Consider the following 15989-nt stretch of genomic DNA (forward strand, 5'->3'; position numbering starts at 1 on the left):
GGTATACCAAATCGTTATCTACCCTATTGAAGAATAAATCACGAAAATCATAGGCGCGCCGGTTAAGGTATTAAATTATACGTAGTTCTTATCACGCGCGATGTGTTTTAACTTTGGATTACTCATTTTCATGTTCTTGTGCGTTACGCCACCGAATTCCTGCTTCAATAAAGCCGTTGATATCTCCGTCGAACACACCTTCGGCGTTTCCTACTTCGTATCCGGTACGTAAATCTTTCACCATCTGGTATGGATGCAAAACGTAGGAGCGCATCTGATCTCCCCAAGCTGCTTTCACATCGCCTGCGAGTTCTTTTTCTTCGCGTTTTCTTCTTCACGGCGCAGTTGGAGTAACCGTGACTGCAGCACACGCAATGCTGCAGCACGATTTTGAATTTGTGATTTTTCATCTTGCATTGAAACCACAATTCCCGTGGGAAGATGGGTCATCCGGACCGCAGAATCTGTGGTGTTCACACTCTGCCCGCCTGGACCGGAGGACCGGAATACGTCGATTTTCAAATCGGTTTCGGGAATCTCAATATGATCGGTTGTTTCAATCAGCGGAATTACTTCAACCGCTGCGAAAGAGGTCTGCCGCCGACCTTGATTATCGAATGGTGAAATTCGAACTAAACGGTGGGTGCCGGCTTCAACCGAAAGGGTGCCGTAGGCGTATGGAGCAGATACTTCAAATGTTGTGGATTTGATTCCGGCTTCTTCCGAATATGAAGTATCAAGCACCTTGGTAGTGTATCCGTTTCGTTCTGCCCAGCGCAGGTACATCCGCTGCAGCATTTGCGCCCAGTCAGCCGCTTCTGTACCGCCAGCACCGGAACGAATCGTAACGACGGCATTGCGTTCATCATATTCGCCTGAAAGAAGTGTTTTTACCTGCAAATCGGAAAGTTCAATATCAAGCTGTTTCAATTCGGTATCAAGTTCCTCATAAAGCAGCTGAGAGCTGTCGTGATCAGTAACAGCTTCTTCTTCGGCCATTTCACGCAGCGCGTCGAGATCTTCAATCTTTCCATGCAAAGCTGTAAGCTTGTCAATCTGCGCTTTTGCGTGAGACAGCTTCGATGTTACCGCCTGTGCTGCTTCAGGGTCATTCCACAAATCGGGTGCTGCCGATTCTGCAGTCAGCTTTTCTACCTGCAAATGAAGCTTATCAATATCGCTAACGGCAGCAATCTGTTCGTATGTGTGCCGCAATTGGGAAATCTCTGCATTATAATCTCGTGCCACAGTCCTTTAGTCTACGCTATTACCTTTCGCTTTTCGGCATTGCGGAAAGTGAGCGTGAACAAGCTCCGCTTTTCAGCAGTTTCCGTAATACCCGTATTTGCGGATAATCATATTTGCACATATCGCATATTTGCAGATATTTACATTTCATCTGCTCACGTTTTTATATTTCTTCGGAGTGTGATTCCCAATTTGCTTCCAGTCACCGCTAGTTTTGAATGGTGAATAATTATTCTTTGCATTTGGCAGCACTCGCAGTGGCGGCAATAGACGGATTACATGTGGTTGGCACACAGGCACCGATTGGGCGCACCCCAGATTTTTCTTTTACAGGTGTGCTTGACTCCGACGGGAATAGTTGGGTTGTAAAGTTTCCGCGTACCGTATCTGCCGGCACTGTGTTGGAAGCAGAAGCTGGAATTGCTGATTCTTTGCTGCAGGAGCTGCGGCAAGGAAATTTACCATTTGATGTTCTTCGTCCAGCTGGATTTGCAAAGGTGAAAGTCGGGCGGGCGATGGTTTACCGAACACCGATTGGAAAAGAAAAAGTTTTGCAGCTTTGGATTCTGCTTATGCACATGAGTTGGGGCGGACACTTGCCGCAATTCATTCGCTTTCCGCAGACGTGATTGAACGTGCCGGAATGCCGGTTTATTCTGCAGACATATGCCGTCAACGGTTACTTGCGGAGCTTTCTGACGCTGATGCGCAAGCCGAAATCCCTGCAGTTCTTTGCCACCGTTGGCGTGATATGCTCGAAAACCAGCGGCTTTGGAATTTTACTCCGTGTGTGGTGCATGGCGATTTTGCTGATGAGAATGTGCTTTGGTCTGAACATACAGTTTCTTGTGTTGTTGGTTTTGGGGAGGCGCATGTGGGAGATCCGGCAGCCGATTTCAGTTTGCTGATTACAGATTTGAGCGACGAGAATTTTGCTGCTGTTCTTGAGTCTTATCAAAACGCAATTGGTGCTGATGTTTCCGAAGATTTCATTGAACGTGTTACTTTGCTGAGTGAGTTTTCCTTACTGCGATGGTTAATGCATGGAATCCGTCATGGAAATACGGAAGTGATTGATCAAGCCGAAGATATGCTGAGAACTTTAGCTTTTGATATTGAGCTTGATCCGGAACTTGTTCCCGGACCGGGCTGGGAGGTCGATTTAGAAAATTCTGCGTTTTCCGCTGAGCCGGCTGCTGAAATCAATTTCCGCGAAAGCGCGAAAGATATTTCATCGGAAGAGCAGGTCTAGCCAGGCGGCACAAGCCGGATAGTACTGTCCGGAGGGGGGCAGTACTATCCGGGCTGTGCAGTATTTTTTATTTTTGTTTATGATGGGAAATTCCTGCATCTATTTTGCGTCGAATATGTTCTTCCATTAGTTCAAAGCTGAGCGGTTCGATGTGCAGTTCGCGTTTTTCCGGATTTTTTCTCCAAGATAGTAGAAGCACGCGTCAATGCATTCAATCGGAGTTCCGGTAGAATGCGCCCACGCATGCCGATATAACGCAAGCTGGAACCGTCTGGATTCAATATCGGTATCAGTTGGGCGCCGGCTGGTCTTCCAATCGACGATTGTGATTGGGCGGGCGCCAGTAATTTTTGCAGTATCGAAAACGGCATCAACAACGCAGCGCACTGGTTTATCAGCAATCGTCAGTTCGAGGCTTTGTTCAATTGCTATTGGTTTGAGCGCAGCGAATCTTGACTCTTCAAAACGCTGATAGAGCTGTTTCACCTGTGCATCGTTTTGCATTAATCCGGCATCGATTTTCATCTCTTCCGAATCTGTTATTTCGTCGATATTGAAATGCTGCGGATATTCAAAAAAGTTTGCGATTTGCGCATGAACTATTGTGCCGCGGCGTGCTGCTGCAAGCGGCCGGACTGGAATCGGACGCATTTGGTTCCGTAAATATTGCTCCGGATTTTTCATTAGCGCAACGATTCCAGATGCAGTGAAATATGTAATTTCATTTTTTGCTCGGTATTTTCCAATGCTGTTTTTTGGAGCAATGCGAGATTTTCGCGAACTTCTGTAAGAATTTGTTCACTGTGTTTATCTGAAATTTGAAAATCACCCATGTCCGGTTCCGCTAATGTGCGGTCTAAGTCACGCGGCCAATATTGACTGGTATTTACCTGCTCTGCTTCTGTCTGTGAATTTTGAAACTGTTCTGCCCATCTTTTGAACTTGGTTTCGTCGGTCAGCAGCGGGTCATTGTCAGGATCTGGCACACAATACTTTACTTTTTGGGTATCAGTTGTGTTTTTATCTTTTTTGGGCGGAAGCAGTTCAGCCAGGAAAGTACTCAATTGCAGCGGCGCCCATCTCCGGCCTTTATTTCCGGCAGCATTCTTCTCGAGGAGCTGTTTTGCCCGTTTCACGCTTGCACAATCATAAGATCCAAGAATCAGTGAATACTTTGGTCGGGTGAATGCCACATAAGCAAGCCGGCGTTGTTCGTCGCTGTAATATTTGACGAGCTTCCGGTTGAGATAGTCATAGTATCGGCATCCTGCTTCACCTTTGCATAATTTCAAATCGTCGCTTTGAAATTCAATATCTTGGATGGAAATAAACGGGATGTGTTCAGCATCAGCTCGCAGCGTGTCAGGAAGTTTGCTGTTATTTTTGTGCCATGGCTGCAAACCGCGGCTTGTTTTATCATCAAACTTGTTTTCCACCATTTCCGGAATTGCCACCACATCCCATTGCAAACCTTTTGCTGCATGTACTGTCAAGATGGTGACCTTACCCGGGATCTCCGCTTTTTCGTCGAGTATTTCGACAAGTGCCAAATCATCGCCGGGATTTTCTTGCCCGACACGTTCGCGAGCTTCGACTTCATCAATCCATTTTAGAAATCCATTTAGGTCTTTTCCGCGTCCGGCTGCAGAGTATTCCACACTCATTTGCGTAAATAAGTTCAACGCTCCAAGCACTTTTGCCTGTCCCGTCGGGCGTGAGGCAATTAGTACCGGCAGCTGTAAAAATGCTGCGGCTTTCCGAATTAATACCGGCAGCGGCAAATATGTATTATTTCGAAGCTGGAGAACCGCCTCAGCGATATATTCAATTCGGCGGATACTTTCCGCACTCAGACTTTGCTCTGCCGCGGCGCGTATTTTGTGTGCGGCAGTTAGTTCTCCGGCTGCCTCCTGCTCAGATTGGAGCTGTATGCCATCAGGATTTTGCGTTTGCACAAATAACTCAAGTACCTGCAGCAAATTCACCTGCACTGGAAAATCTGATTCGTTTTTATCGCGATCCGCACGCGCAATCTGCTTGCGCAGACTAGCAAAAGCATGGATATCCGCACTGCCAAGCGCGAAATAGTTGAAAAGGTATACGAGACAGTCATTACGGGTGGTGCTTACGCTAAGCTGAAGGAGCGAACGCAGCGCGCGAATTTCCGGCATTGTAATTACCGGGGTTCCCCAACTATTTCATATTCTAAATTTTGTGTTTTGAGTGCTTTCCCAATTTCTTCCGCAATCGAATGAGTGCGGATAAGAACCGCTCCTGTCGGTGCTTTCACTGTTTTGCCTGCTGCAGCGGAGTGTGAAAGTTCTGCAAAATCAGCAGCAATCTGAGCTGCCATGGCTGTATATGAATCTTGGCGCAGATGGCGGTGCACATGTATTACCTTACCCAACTGAGCATCTGTTCTCGGACGGAGGACTGGCAGTTTTAATCCGCTCTTCCCTGTTTGGATAATTGGTTCATCAATCCATGGACGTCCAGATTCTCCAAGATCTGCGAATTTTTCATAAAGCTCGGTCAGATTTATTTCTTGTTTAAACCCGTGAGTGATTTTGTTGGCAGCATTCAATACGGAAATCGGGTTTCGGAAAGATGTGTACAGTGTGAGTTGGTCTTGTACAGCTACTTCAAAGAAGTCAATAAAATCAGCGAGTGCGTTTGCGCTGGCTCCCCGCCAGCCGTAAATTGCCTGATTTGGATCACCCACTGCGCATACAGAATCGACTCCTTTAAATGCTTGTGCAAGGAATCGAGCTTGATTCACAGAGGTGTCTTGGTATTCGTCCAGAAGTACAAGTTTATATTGTTCGCGTAATTTCTTTCCCACCGCTGGAACTGTCTGGAGAATCTTTGTTGCCCACGAGATTTGGTCAGCAAATTCAATTAAGCTGTTTTCTTTTTTATAGGCAAAATATGCTTCAACATACGGCAGTATTGCAAGGCGGAATTCCATAGTCGGGAGTCCGTCTTTTAAGACCTGAAAACCTTTGCTTGCTTCGGTCCCGCGGAATGGCTTCGTGTTAAGAGCTCCTGCCGCATTAAGTTCTTTTACCACATCAATTTCATGTTGTAAATAAACTTTTAAATCTGCGGCTGCCACATCATTATCGATAATTGCAGCTGCAAGTTTCAGTGCAGATTCCACAGTTACATCAATGCTGCTTTCACGTAAGATTTCAGCATTTTCAAGGGGAATATCTGCATTTATCACAATATCATTCATAATTTGCCAACGTTCTGCGTCGGTAATGAGCCGCGCGCGCGGATCTTCACCGATTAGCATGGCGTAGGAGGACGCAAGTTCAGCCGCAAAGGAGTTGTAAGTGCTAATCGTTGGACGAATCAAATCTGTGTGAAATGCGTTTGCCTGAATATTGAGCTGATTTATGGAATCTGTTTCTGCTGTTTCAGTAATGTTCTCGGAAGCTGAGTTCGCTTTTAAATTCAGCTCGCCTTGTATTTCCTCCGAACGAGAGGCTTCCGTTTTTTCTGCACACCAGTATCTTTTCCCGCAACGATGCCCGTTACTGTGCTATTGCGCCGCGAAAGAGGTGATTTCTGAGCTGAAAGCTGCGCAGAAAGTTCACGCTTCGCGTTTTCAATTTCTTTATATGCGCTCTGTGCCAGTTCACCAGCAGCTTTATGTGTGAAAGTAAGACCGAGTACCTGATCCGGGCGTACTTGCCCGGAGACTATCTTCCAAGCAATCCGCTGACTCATTGTCGTAGTCTTGCCGGAACCTGCACCTGCGATTACGAGCATTGCCGGAGCATTTGAAGTAATTACCGCTGCTTGCTCGTCAGTGGGACGAAATTCGAGCGTGCCTGCAAAATCCTCGTAAGTGATTGCATTATTCATGAAAACACCCGCTTTCCTTCATATCCCGGGCAGAGTGTTTTAAAAGCGCACCTGTTTGCACAGAGCTTACTTTCTGCCTGTGCCAAGAATTGCGGCCCCTTTATATCACTTGCGACCTGCATTAAGTCTGTTTCAACTTCTTGTAACTGTTCTGCAGAAAGTTTTTCCTGTCGGTAAAACGCTCTTTTCAACGGTTTTCGTAAGAAAAATAAACTTGCTCCAGAGCTGCGTGTAATCTTATCCCCGCTATCTGCAGATTCTAAACATCCCTGATCAATCAGCCATTGATATATGCGCAGCTGCGGATTCACTCGTACTTCAGAGGAGGTTGGGTAAGATTTACTTGTCTTAAAATCAACAACAGCAGCTTCTTGCGGATTATCCGGATTAGCTTCAAGGCGGTCAATCCGCGCATGCACATCAAACTCCGCACCAATATATTTCGCAGAAAGCTCGGTGTATTTATGTAAACCAGCTGTCTGCTGCGCGTAGTGGTCGTAATTTTGAATCATTTCAAGCAATTCAGTGCGGATGTCTGCAAAATCAGCTTCTTCCAAAGCCGGGAAATAGTTTTGCCAAAGCGAATCAAGCGAAGTAATCATTTCCGTAACTCCGCCGTCCGGATGCAGCTCAAAAATCTTGTGAAGCAATGAACCAATTTCAAGAGAAAGCGACGTTCCGTCGTCAGCACGCGCACCGATTTGATTATAAAAAGCCGAAAGCGGGCATTCAAGATACCGTTCTGCACTTGAAGGGCTAACTGTAGGTTTACCTGGGATTTCCGCATCAATAGAAATTGGAAGTTCATCAACCCAAGTATCTAAATGCCTGCTTCCCTGCTGTTCACTGCGGGATTTCAGTAACGCAGCAATCATATTTTTTGCTTGTAACCGCATTGAATCAGATCCGTAACGGGCAACTATACGGAGCTTACCCAGCTCATTTTGATAGTTAATCACTTTTATTTCACTTGTGCAATGAAGCAGCGGCACTCGGAACGGCTTGGGTGTATTTCCAACTTTCTGTTTTGCTGCGGCAGCTGATTCATCCATTTTGTTTTCCGCTGCAGCAGGCATCTCTTTTGGCACTTCAGCAGCTACCAATTTCAAGAATGCAGATGCGTTCGCAGCATCGGATTCGACTGCGCATAGATAAAGCCGATTCGCAGCTCGGGTGACTGCAACCAGAAACATTCGCAGTTCGTCATCAATTACTTCGCTAAGTAAAGCACGCGGCGGTAAATTTTCACCAGCCACCAGAGAATGAATCACCATTGAGCTGAGCTGCGGAACTTGTGTGAGCGGGTTGCGCAGCTGAGTATTCGGCCAGCTTCCATCGTTAATATTAACAACTGCTGCATATTTCCAGTTCTGCCCCATTGCAGATGCGGCAGTAATCAATGCGACCTGATTTATATTGTTTCCGGACTTCGCAATCGAATCCTCAGGCAAATCCTGTACTTCAAGCAAGGAAAGCAGACGCTGCAACGAAACTGCTCCGTTTTCACGTTCAGCCGCCCGCTGCGCGAAACGGAATAGCTGCATTACCGAGTCGAGGTTTTCATCTGCAAGTGTTCCAAGCTCTCCGCCGTTAAGCGCTTGCTCCTGCAAATCTTGCGCAATCTGTAAAGTATCCCAGATTTGCCACAGTGCTTCCTGCACATTTATCTGTTCTGATTCTGCTTTTTTAATTGCGGAAGCTGCAGCCGCAATCTTTACCAGTTCGGGTATCTTTGCATAAATTTCAGCATCAGGATTTTTCGTCAGCGATTCCAGCAATTCGCTTCCGCTGCGAGTGCCTGCGGCAAGTAACTCCCATCCGTGCAGTTCGCGGGTAATTCTCCGAATTACAGCGGGCGGATACCCAAATAACCGCCCACCGAGAATCTCGCTGACATTCGCAGCAAGCTGCGCAGATTTGAATCCAATAACCGATGCAATTAAGGAAAGAATTTCGTGTACAAGCGGTGCTTCACGCAGCGGAAGCGTGGATACTGCCGGTTCCACGGAAATTTGAAATTCTTCGAAAAGACGGCGCAACCGCAGATGTTCAGATGCCGAGCGCGTAATCACTGCCATTTCCCCGTAACCGATTCCCTGCTCAAGATGCAACCGCTTGAATTCATTCGCGATAAAAGCAATCTGCGCACGCTCATTGACGAAAGTCCGTGCCAACACATTAGAATCGTTTTGTTCCGGATCGGCATCTTTCCGAAGTCTGCACACAACATTGCGATGCGAACCGCCGCCGGCTGTGTGGATTGCCTGCTGAATTTGAGCTGCAATAAGCGCAATATCACCGCAAGTCCGGTAGCTTATCTGCAAATTCAAGCGCACTGCGCCAAGACCTTTCGCTGCGCGTGAGCGAGTCAGCAGCATCGGCAGATACGCCACACCGCCGCGGTATCCTTCCACAGCCGAGTCTGGATCACCAAAAGTAACAATCTTTGCCCCGCTCGCTTGGAGCTGACGCAGTAACTCCAGTAATGATAACGGCGCATTTTGCACATCATCGACGAGTATTAAATCCCACCGCGGAATCTGCAATGAATTCAAAAAGTGCGAATCTTTTTCCTGATCCGCACGCCAAAGCTGAATATCGCGTGCAGCAAGTGCAGCGAGCCGTGCATGATCCACCTGATCTGCATGCGCATGTTCAATACCAGCGGAAGAAGCAAGCATCTTCTCATAAGTTTCCATTAGCTGTGCACCCAGCTCCCAAACAGGGATTCGGTGCTGCCGCGAAAGAGCCGTCAAATCTGCTGGTGAAAGCTGCAGCTCTGCCGCGCGAGTAATCAAATCACGAAAATCTGCACGAAACGCAGGAAGATTAACCGTTTCCGGTGAAAGATTTGGAATCTGCGCAAGCGACAAATCAAGTTTCGAAGGTAAATTACTAAGCGCAATCTCAAAAGCTTCTTTCAAAATCGCATCCTGATCCGGACCGGTGATTAATTCCGGAGGACGCCGGCCAGAGAGCTGTGCATACCGCGCCACAATTTCGAAAGCAAATGCACTGATTGAACGCACTTGAACTCCCTTATTTAAACCGCCCAGCTCAAGCGAAAGCTGATTCCGTGTCGCGGAAGCGCTGCGCCGACTCGTAGTGAGCACGGCGATTTGTGCAGCAGGATTGAGTGAAAGTGCATTTTTCACTATTGCACGCAGCGTAAAACTTTTACCTGTACCGGGAGCGCCGAACACACTTATTGCGTCGTGCTGAGCTAATGCTCTGAGCACAGAATTCTGCGATTCATCAAGAGGAAACTCTGCCATCTAATCCCTTTCGCATACACCGGACATCACCAGCGATACTTAATAAATATCACCCGAACACGTAAAAATAATCCCATGCAATGCAGAAAGGAAAGAAGTAATCCGTGTTTCTTTTCTTCAACTATAAAACATCCCTTCCCGAAAATTTTCCTGCTTTTTCAATTTCGGCAGCAAAACCGCAGGTAAAATACACAAAATCACTTCCGAAAAACACAAGTGACTCTTGATAAAAGTAAATTCTGCGCATTTATTCATTATCCGCCGGACTCACAAATTTCATTCACCTAGAAGCGATATCTGACGCAAAAAGAATCTATCGCATTGCTACCAGGTATAATAGCAGCGAATGATTAATAACCCCGCACGTTTCAGCACAGATGAGAAGCATCTGCAGAAAACACATCTGGAAAGAAAGGGAACGTGCTTGGAGTACTCACCGCGCTTCTGTCTGTTCTCACAGCAAGTACAAAAGACGATTGCGCGAAGTGAGAGGAGAATAATGGAACTAACTATTGGAATTCGCGACGGCGCGGCGCCGCTGACAATTGAAGTAGACATCACCAAGGAAGCGCTGAAATCACAAATCGTTGCTGCGCTCACATCAGGCACCGTACTTGAGCTTACTGGATCCGATGGTGCTTCAATAATAATTCCAGCCCGATCGCTGGGATATATCCGCCTAACACAAGAAGAACAACGCCGCGTAGGCTTTGGATTCATCTAAAATCATCCAGAATTTTCGGAAGACAAAAAGCGATTTTCTTTTCCGGAAGCACAAATTCCGTAAACTCTAAACCGCCCGAAAATTTTAACCTGCGTGTTTCGGATACCGTCGGATTCATTAATCACGGCAGTATCCGAAATTCTGCGGATTATCCGCATTAACGATACTTTTCCGCATACCACCAGTATCGCTGCTATTGGAAAATCGAAGCGATTAACTTTCCCAGGAGAAGTTTCCCGACTCCTGCCAGAATCACATCTGCCGCGTTGAAAATAAAGAAAATTAAAAAGAGAGACTAATGACAAACATATCTGGAATTGTAAATTCCGCCCAGGCTGAGGCACCGAAAACAAAACATCCGAAAACCGATGCTGCCAGCTCTGTTAACGAACCGAATCTGATGGAAAAAAGCTTTTCCGAATTTGGTCTCTCCGCAGAAATCGTGAATGCACTTACCGAAAAAGGAATCACGCACCCTTTCCCAATCCAAGCTCTGACTTTGCCGATTGCGCTGAAACATTCCGACATTATCGGTCAGGCAAAAACAGGCACCGGCAAAACTCTCGGTTTCGGTCTGCCGATGCTCGAAAATATTATTGGTCCGCAAGATGCTGAATACGCTGAACTGGAAAACCCGGGCGCACCGCAAGGACTTATTATTCTGCCAACCCGCGAACTTGCAAAACAGGTAGCGGGAGATTTACGGGATGCAGCAAAATATCTTTCAATACGTATCGCGGAAGTTTATGGCGGTGTCGCTTACGAACCGCAGCGGGAGGAACTTCAGCGCGGCGCAGAAATCGTCGTTGGTACGCCGGGCCGAATCATTGATTTAAAAAACATCATGTACTGAATCTTTCAAGTATCAAAATAGTGGTGCTCGATGAAGCCGATGAGATGCTTGATCTTGGTTTTCTCGAAGATGTAGAAACAATCCTGGCCGCAACTCCAGCTAATCGGCATACAATGCTTTTTCTGCCACCATACCGGGAGCTGTAATTGCGATGGCACGCCGGTACATGAACCATCCCACTCATATTCGCGCACAAGAACCGAACGATTCTTCCTCCACTGTAAAAACAGTCAAGCAGGTTGTTTATCGATGCCATGAAATGAATAAAGCAGAGGTGATTTCACGGATTCTGCAAGCGCGTAATCGCGGTCTTGCAATCATCTTCACCAAGACGAAACGCCAGGCCGGTCAGCTTGCAGATGAGTTAGCAACCCGCGGATTTGCGGCAGGAGCACTTCATGGAAACCTCGGTCAAGGTGCGCGCGAACGTGCATTAAGAGCATTCCGCAAAAGCAAAATTGATGTGCTTGTCGCAACGGATGTAGCCGCCCGCGGCATTGATGTAGACAATGTGACACACGTTATAAACTATCAATGTCCGGAAGACGAAAAAATCTATTTGCACCGTATTGGCCGCACCGGACGTGCCGGAAATAAGGGGACTGCAGTAACTTTCGTTGATTGGGAGGATACCCCGCGATGGCTGATGATAAATAAAGCTTTGAATCTCAGTTTCCCCGCTCCCGAGGAAACGTATCATACGTCGGAACATCTCTACACAGATCTCGATATTCCAAGCGGTACAACAGGGAAACTTCCCCGAGATAAACAAGTACGCGCCGGTCTTGCTGCAGAAAAAGTTGAAGATCTCGGCGAGACAGGACGCCGGACCCGCAATCGGCACCATGATCGAACCGATTCCGGACGCCGCAGCCGAAAACGAATCCGGAAGCATTTATCTTCCAACGACGGCAATTTTACAGCTGCCGGAACTGAACATAATACCGAAAATAATCACAACCGCAGCAAAGACGAAAATCGGCAGCGCAAACCGCGCACTCGCCGTCGAATAAAAAAGGATTAGTCCGAAACTGCGAAAATCTGCAAATCAGGCTTTCGCCGCAAAATTTTATTTAACCGGTAAATATTTTATTTAACCGGTTAAATAAAATAGGAAAAATCAGAGGAAGTTCTTCATAACTCCCAGTACGCCTTCAATCATCAGCTGTACTGCAATCGCTGCGAGGAGCATTCCGGAAAGTTTGGTCAACAGCATTAATCCAGAATCTCCAAGCACTTTCATAATTGGAGTGGCGAAGAACATTGACGCCCATGAAATCGTGAGCACCGCAATCAGCCCAAGAGTTACTGTAAGCAGTTCACCGATGGATCCTTGCGATCTTTCAACAAGCAGCATAAACGCAACAATGCCGCCTGGTCCGGCAATTAATGGGGTGCCAAGCGGAACTACAGCCGCGTTGATTGCTCCGGTTTCATCACCAGGATTTGATTCTTCGCCAGTAAGCAGCTGCAAAGAAATAATTAAAAGCAGCAAACCGCCTGAAATCTGCAGTGCTTGTGTGCTGATTCCCATTGCGTTAAACATTTGGGCGCCGAAAAAACCAAAAATCAGCAGTATTGTCAGTGCAATCAGGTTTGAGAGTAACGCGGTCCGACGGCGCTGCTTTTCCGAGGTTCTCGCGGTAAGCGCCATAAAAATTGGTAAATTTCCGGGCGGATCTACGATAACTACTAATGTTGTCAACGCCGATCCAAAAAGCGCCAAATCAAATCCCATGCATTTTCCCTTCAATTACCGGCAGGAATGTTCCTGCAATCAGCTTTCGATATACACTCTCCGCTGTGGTGTTTTCACCAATTAAATTCGGTTTCCCTTTGCCGTGATAGTCACTTGACCCGAATTGTTCCAGATTTAGTTCTGCTGCCAGCGAGACCAATTTTTCGCGTTCATTTTCCGGATTGTCCCGATGTTTAATCTCAATACCGAAAAGCCCTGCTTCCGCACTTTGGCGAATTCCGTCGTCACTTAAAATTTTTCCGCGGGATTTTGCTTTCGGATGGGCAATCACAGTTTTCCCGCCGGCGTCTGCAACCCAAGAAATCATATCAAGCAGATTCGGAGATTCGTTGCGCACATAGTATTTTGATCCAGGTGTAATAATTTGCGCAAACGCTGCAGAACGGTTTTTGCCGCTCCGATCCGCACCAGCTCATCGGCAATATGCGGGCGGCCAAGCGTACCGTTTGCTCCGGCATTTTCCATAATTCGTTCCAAATTTATCGGATAATCTTGCGCGACACGCAATGCCATTTCTTTTACCCGTTCATTGCGGCCATGCCGCATTCGAAAGAAATGTTCCAGCAGTTTCGGATGTTCAGGATTGAATAAGTAGGCTAATAAATGCACAATCACTCCGCAGTAGGAAGTGGTTGTCTCCATTCCCCGCACAAGCGCAATCCGAGCTGAAACAGCCGCACTGGCGGCTTCCTCCCAGCCGCCGATAGTATCGTGATCAGTGATTGCAACTGCGTCAAGACCTGCAGCTTTCGCTTTTTGTACAAGCTGCGCCGGAGAGTCTGTCCCGTCGGAAACAAGCGAATGCGTGTGCAAATCAATTCGCATCTCAACTCTCCCCGCAGCTCAATCAGAATGCATACTTATACAACATAAAGCTTATAAAATTTATTATTAATAATATTTCGTTAAATACAGTTTTAATTATCACTCGCAGACTCGTGTTTTTGAAAGTTGAAGAATGTGGCATAGCTTTACTTCTTTCCAGTACTTTCCTGAGCGGACTTTCGTTCGGATATTCATCACCGTTGCGTCTTCCAAATTTATTCCGCCGCTGCACGTTTGTTCTACCATTGAACGAAATTTCATCAGCACAAATTAATTGCAAACCCAAGCGCAGCACGATTTTTTTGAAATCGACGGCTGATTTTCATCAGATACTGCAAAATTTCTACACCGTACAGTTTATGCTGGGGAAATTCCGCAAATCGGATGATTCAAGGCCGCATTATTCAATAACTTCGGAAAATACATTTTCCGGCAACAACCAACAGCCAGCAGTCAACAGCCAACATTGACGTAATTAAAGCGCATTGATTCGAGTAACACGCTTTAATTCACGCTTTAATTTGCTCCTGCTAAGAGCAAAACGGCACGTTATCAAAACAGAAAGCATGGAATAATGGGTTGCATGAGTGAGTTAAAAAATAATGCCGAAAAAAATAGTGAATTTGAAATCGCAAAAGAAATCGAAAATCGCGCACACAATCGAACCAAACGACCAGGCGCTGCCGCTTTCCGGAAGTTCATCGGTGAAGATTGGGGTCCGCGCCCGGCTGGTCCGGCGCGTAGCGCAGCCGCTGACTATCTGCCTGCACGCCATGCGAAACTTGGCAAACAGTTTCTTGGCGAGCGGCTGGTTTTCCCGGCTGGAGATTTACAGGTGCGCTCGAACGATACCGACTACCGTTTCCGTGCACACTCGGCATTTTCTCACCTTACCGGACTCGGTCAGGAAGATGAACCGGGTGCGGTGCTCGTGCTTGAACCAATTTTCGATGCGGACGGAGAAAATGCTACCCCCACCCACGAAGCTACACTTTATTTTCACCCCCGCGCTTCGCGTACTGCCGAAGAATTCTGGGCTGACTCGCGTCACGGTGAATTCTGGGTTGGAGCACGTCTTTCTGCCTCCGAAATGAGCACACTTACCGGGATAAAGACGGCACACATTGATGGGCTGCGCGATGCGCTGGCAAAGGATCTCGGTGCTGGTCAAACCCAGTTGCGGATGATTACAAATGTCGATGCGAAAATTGACGCGTTAGTACAGGAATTGCGCCAGCAAAATGCGATTGCCGAGAGAAGCGCAGCAGCCGATTTCGAACTTGCCGAAGCCGCTTCTGAACTTCGGCTGATTAAAGACGAATACGAAATTTCAGAAATGCAGAAAGCGGTAGCCGCCACCCATGCGGGCTTTACTGAAATTCTGCGCAGTCTTCCGCGTGCAGTTGGGCATTGGCGGGGTGAACGGGTAGTTGAAGGCGCTTTCGGAGCGAAAGCTCGTGAAGAAGGTAACGGCTTGGGTTACGACACCATTGCCGCTTCCGGAAATCATGCAAACACATTGCACTGGATTGCTAACGACGGCCCAGTTCGTGAAGGTGATTTAATCCTTGTAGATGCCGGTGTGGAGGTGGATTCACTTTATACTGCAGACATCACCCGCACACTTCCGGTAAACGGAAAATTTAACGACACACAGCGTGAAGTTTATGAAGCAGTGCTTGCAGCGTGTGAAGCTGCTCTGCAAAAGGCAAATGAACCAGGCGTACGTTTCCGCGATGTTCATACTGCCGCGATGGAAGTTATTGCCAAATATCTTGAAGAATGGGGAGTACTTCCAGTATCTGCGGAAGAATCCCTCAATCCGGAAGGGCAGTATCATCGACGCTGGATGCCGCACGGCACCTCTCATCATCTTGGTCTTGACGTACACGATTGCGCTCAGGCAAAACGTGAACTCTATGATCTTGCCGAGCTGGAACCAGGAATGATTTTCACAATCGAACCCGGGATTTATTTCCGTGCAGATGATTTAAAGGTGCCTGAACGTTTCCGCGGTATCGGCGTGCGTATTGAAGATGACATCCTGATGACTCCAACTGGGGCAATCCGCCTTTCTGAAGATATTCCGCGTACCGTCGAAGCTGTAGAAGCATGGATTAAATCTGCCCAGGACGAAAGATAAAACAGGCGTCAGCAAAGCTAATCCAGTCTGAAACTGA

Annotated in this window: 14 protein-coding genes and 1 pseudogene; 6 read left to right on the top strand and 9 right to left on the bottom strand. The window is 47.2% G+C overall.

Going from position 1 to position 15989, the window contains the following annotated elements; all coding sequences use genetic code 11:
• Positions 1–118: 118 nt before the first annotated feature.
• A protein-coding gene (gene prfB / locus RQN30_RS03375) for a peptide chain release factor 2 (protein WP_491608693.1) occupies positions 119–1248 on the bottom strand; the annotation gives its coding sequence in 2 pieces (ribosomal slippage) (positions 119–321 and positions 321–1248; 1131 coding nt in all).
• Between the two features lie 218 nt (positions 1249–1466).
• Between prfB and RQN30_RS03380 the strand changes: the two genes are divergently transcribed.
• Both RQN30_RS03380 and RQN30_RS03385 read left to right on the top strand, forming a co-directional pair.
• Positions 1467–1877: a protein kinase family protein gene (locus RQN30_RS03380; RefSeq protein WP_353061248.1), complete on the top strand. Its 411-nt coding sequence runs from the start codon at positions 1467–1469 to the stop codon at positions 1875–1877.
• The gene (locus tag RQN30_RS03385; protein WP_353061249.1) at positions 1808–2500 is read left to right on the top strand and encodes a phosphotransferase; all 693 of its coding nucleotides are present in this window, start codon (positions 1808–1810) and stop codon (positions 2498–2500) included. The genes RQN30_RS03380 and RQN30_RS03385 overlap by 70 nt, the downstream gene beginning before the upstream one ends.
• Positions 2501–2626: 126 nt before the next feature.
• Here the strand turns inward: RQN30_RS03385 and RQN30_RS03390 are convergent, their stop codons facing one another.
• From RQN30_RS03390 to RQN30_RS03410, 5 genes are read right to left on the bottom strand one after another with little or no spacing between them, the layout of a single operon-like run.
• A complete protein-coding gene (locus RQN30_RS03390; RefSeq protein ID WP_353061250.1) occupies positions 2627–3184 on the bottom strand; it encodes a PD-(D/E)XK nuclease family protein in 558 nt (185 codons plus the stop codon).
• Positions 3184–4671, bottom strand: coding sequence for a 3'-5' exonuclease (locus tag RQN30_RS03395; protein WP_353061251.1), 1488 nt, complete (start codon positions 4669–4671; stop codon positions 3184–3186). Before RQN30_RS03395 ends, RQN30_RS03390 begins: the two co-directional genes overlap by 1 nt.
• Before the next feature lie 5 nt (positions 4672–4676).
• Positions 4677–5975: a UvrD-helicase domain-containing protein gene (locus tag RQN30_RS03400; protein WP_353061753.1), complete on the bottom strand. Its 1299-nt coding sequence runs from the start codon at positions 5973–5975 to the stop codon at positions 4677–4679.
• The gene (locus RQN30_RS03405; protein WP_353061252.1) at positions 5960–6373 is read right to left on the bottom strand and encodes a UvrD-helicase domain-containing protein; all 414 of its coding nucleotides are present in this window, start codon (positions 6371–6373) and stop codon (positions 5960–5962) included. The genes RQN30_RS03400 and RQN30_RS03405 overlap by 16 nt, the downstream gene beginning before the upstream one ends.
• On the bottom strand, positions 6370–9648 hold the full coding sequence (locus tag RQN30_RS03410; RefSeq protein ID WP_353061253.1) for a PD-(D/E)XK nuclease family protein: 3279 nt from the start codon (positions 9646–9648) through the stop codon (positions 6370–6372). The genes RQN30_RS03405 and RQN30_RS03410 overlap by 4 nt, the downstream gene beginning before the upstream one ends.
• Positions 9649–10147: 499 nt before the next feature.
• Between RQN30_RS03410 and RQN30_RS03415 the strand changes: the two genes are divergently transcribed.
• Entirely contained in the window at positions 10148–10372 is a 225-nt protein-coding gene (locus RQN30_RS03415; protein ID WP_353061254.1) for a DUF3107 domain-containing protein, read from the top strand.
• A gap of 298 nt (positions 10373–10670) precedes the next feature.
• Positions 10671–12249, top strand: a pseudogene (locus RQN30_RS03420) (DEAD/DEAH box helicase).
• Positions 12250–12345: 96 nt separating this feature from the next.
• Here RQN30_RS03420 and RQN30_RS03425 read toward each other — a convergent pair.
• Genes RQN30_RS03425 through RQN30_RS03435 form a run of 3 tightly spaced genes read right to left on the bottom strand, consistent with a single transcriptional unit; the run spans position 12346 to position 13809 of the window.
• Positions 12346–12963, bottom strand: coding sequence for a MarC family protein (locus RQN30_RS03425; protein ID WP_353061255.1), 618 nt, complete (start codon positions 12961–12963; stop codon positions 12346–12348).
• The gene (locus RQN30_RS03430) at positions 12953–13321 is read right to left on the bottom strand and encodes a hypothetical protein (RefSeq protein WP_353061256.1); all 369 of its coding nucleotides are present in this window, start codon (positions 13319–13321) and stop codon (positions 12953–12955) included. Before RQN30_RS03430 ends, RQN30_RS03425 begins: the two co-directional genes overlap by 11 nt.
• Positions 13288–13809, bottom strand: a complete 522-nt coding sequence (locus RQN30_RS03435; RefSeq protein WP_353061257.1) for a PHP domain-containing protein — start codon at positions 13807–13809, stop codon at positions 13288–13290. The genes RQN30_RS03430 and RQN30_RS03435 overlap by 34 nt, the downstream gene beginning before the upstream one ends.
• Positions 13810–13928: 119 nt before the next feature.
• Between RQN30_RS03435 and RQN30_RS03440 the strand changes: the two genes are divergently transcribed.
• Positions 13929–14279 (top strand): hypothetical protein, encoded by a 351-nt coding sequence (locus tag RQN30_RS03440; protein ID WP_353061258.1) that lies wholly within the window; start codon positions 13929–13931, stop codon positions 14277–14279.
• Positions 14280–14392: 113 nt separating this feature from the next.
• Positions 14393–15952, top strand: a complete 1560-nt coding sequence (locus RQN30_RS03445) for an aminopeptidase P family protein (RefSeq protein WP_491608694.1) — start codon at positions 14393–14395, stop codon at positions 15950–15952.
• Positions 15953–15989: the final 37 nt, after the last annotated feature.

Source organism: Arcanobacterium hippocoleae (assembly GCF_040360365.1).
Lineage (GTDB): Bacteria > Actinomycetota > Actinomycetes > Actinomycetales > Actinomycetaceae > Arcanobacterium_A > Arcanobacterium_A hippocoleae_A.

Coding starts and splice junctions, on each gene's coding strand:
- RQN30_RS03380 (WP_353061248.1), top strand. CDS start 1,467: ATGGTGAATAATTATTCTTTGCATTTGGCAGCACTCGCAGTGGCGGCA.
- RQN30_RS03390 (WP_353061250.1), bottom strand. CDS start 3,184: ATGAAAAATCCGGAGCAATATTTACGGAACCAAATGCGTCCGATTCCA.
- RQN30_RS03395 (WP_353061251.1), bottom strand. CDS start 4,671: ATGCCGGAAATTCGCGCGCTGCGTTCGCTCCTTCAGCTTAGCGTAAGC.
- RQN30_RS03405 (WP_353061252.1), bottom strand. CDS start 6,373: ATGAATAATGCAATCACTTACGAGGATTTTGCAGGCACGCTCGAATTT.
- RQN30_RS03410 (WP_353061253.1), bottom strand. CDS start 9,648: ATGGCAGAGTTTCCTCTTGATGAATCGCAGAATTCTGTGCTCAGAGCA.
- RQN30_RS03415 (WP_353061254.1), top strand. CDS start 10,148: ATGGAACTAACTATTGGAATTCGCGACGGCGCGGCGCCGCTGACAATT.
- RQN30_RS03425 (WP_353061255.1), bottom strand. CDS start 12,963: ATGGGATTTGATTTGGCGCTTTTTGGATCGGCGTTGACAACATTAGTA.
- RQN30_RS03435 (WP_353061257.1), bottom strand. CDS start 13,809: ATGCGAATTGATTTGCACACGCATTCGCTTGTTTCCGACGGGACAGAC.
- RQN30_RS03445 (WP_491608694.1), top strand. CDS start 14,393: ATGAGTGAGTTAAAAAATAATGCCGAAAAAAATAGTGAATTTGAAATC.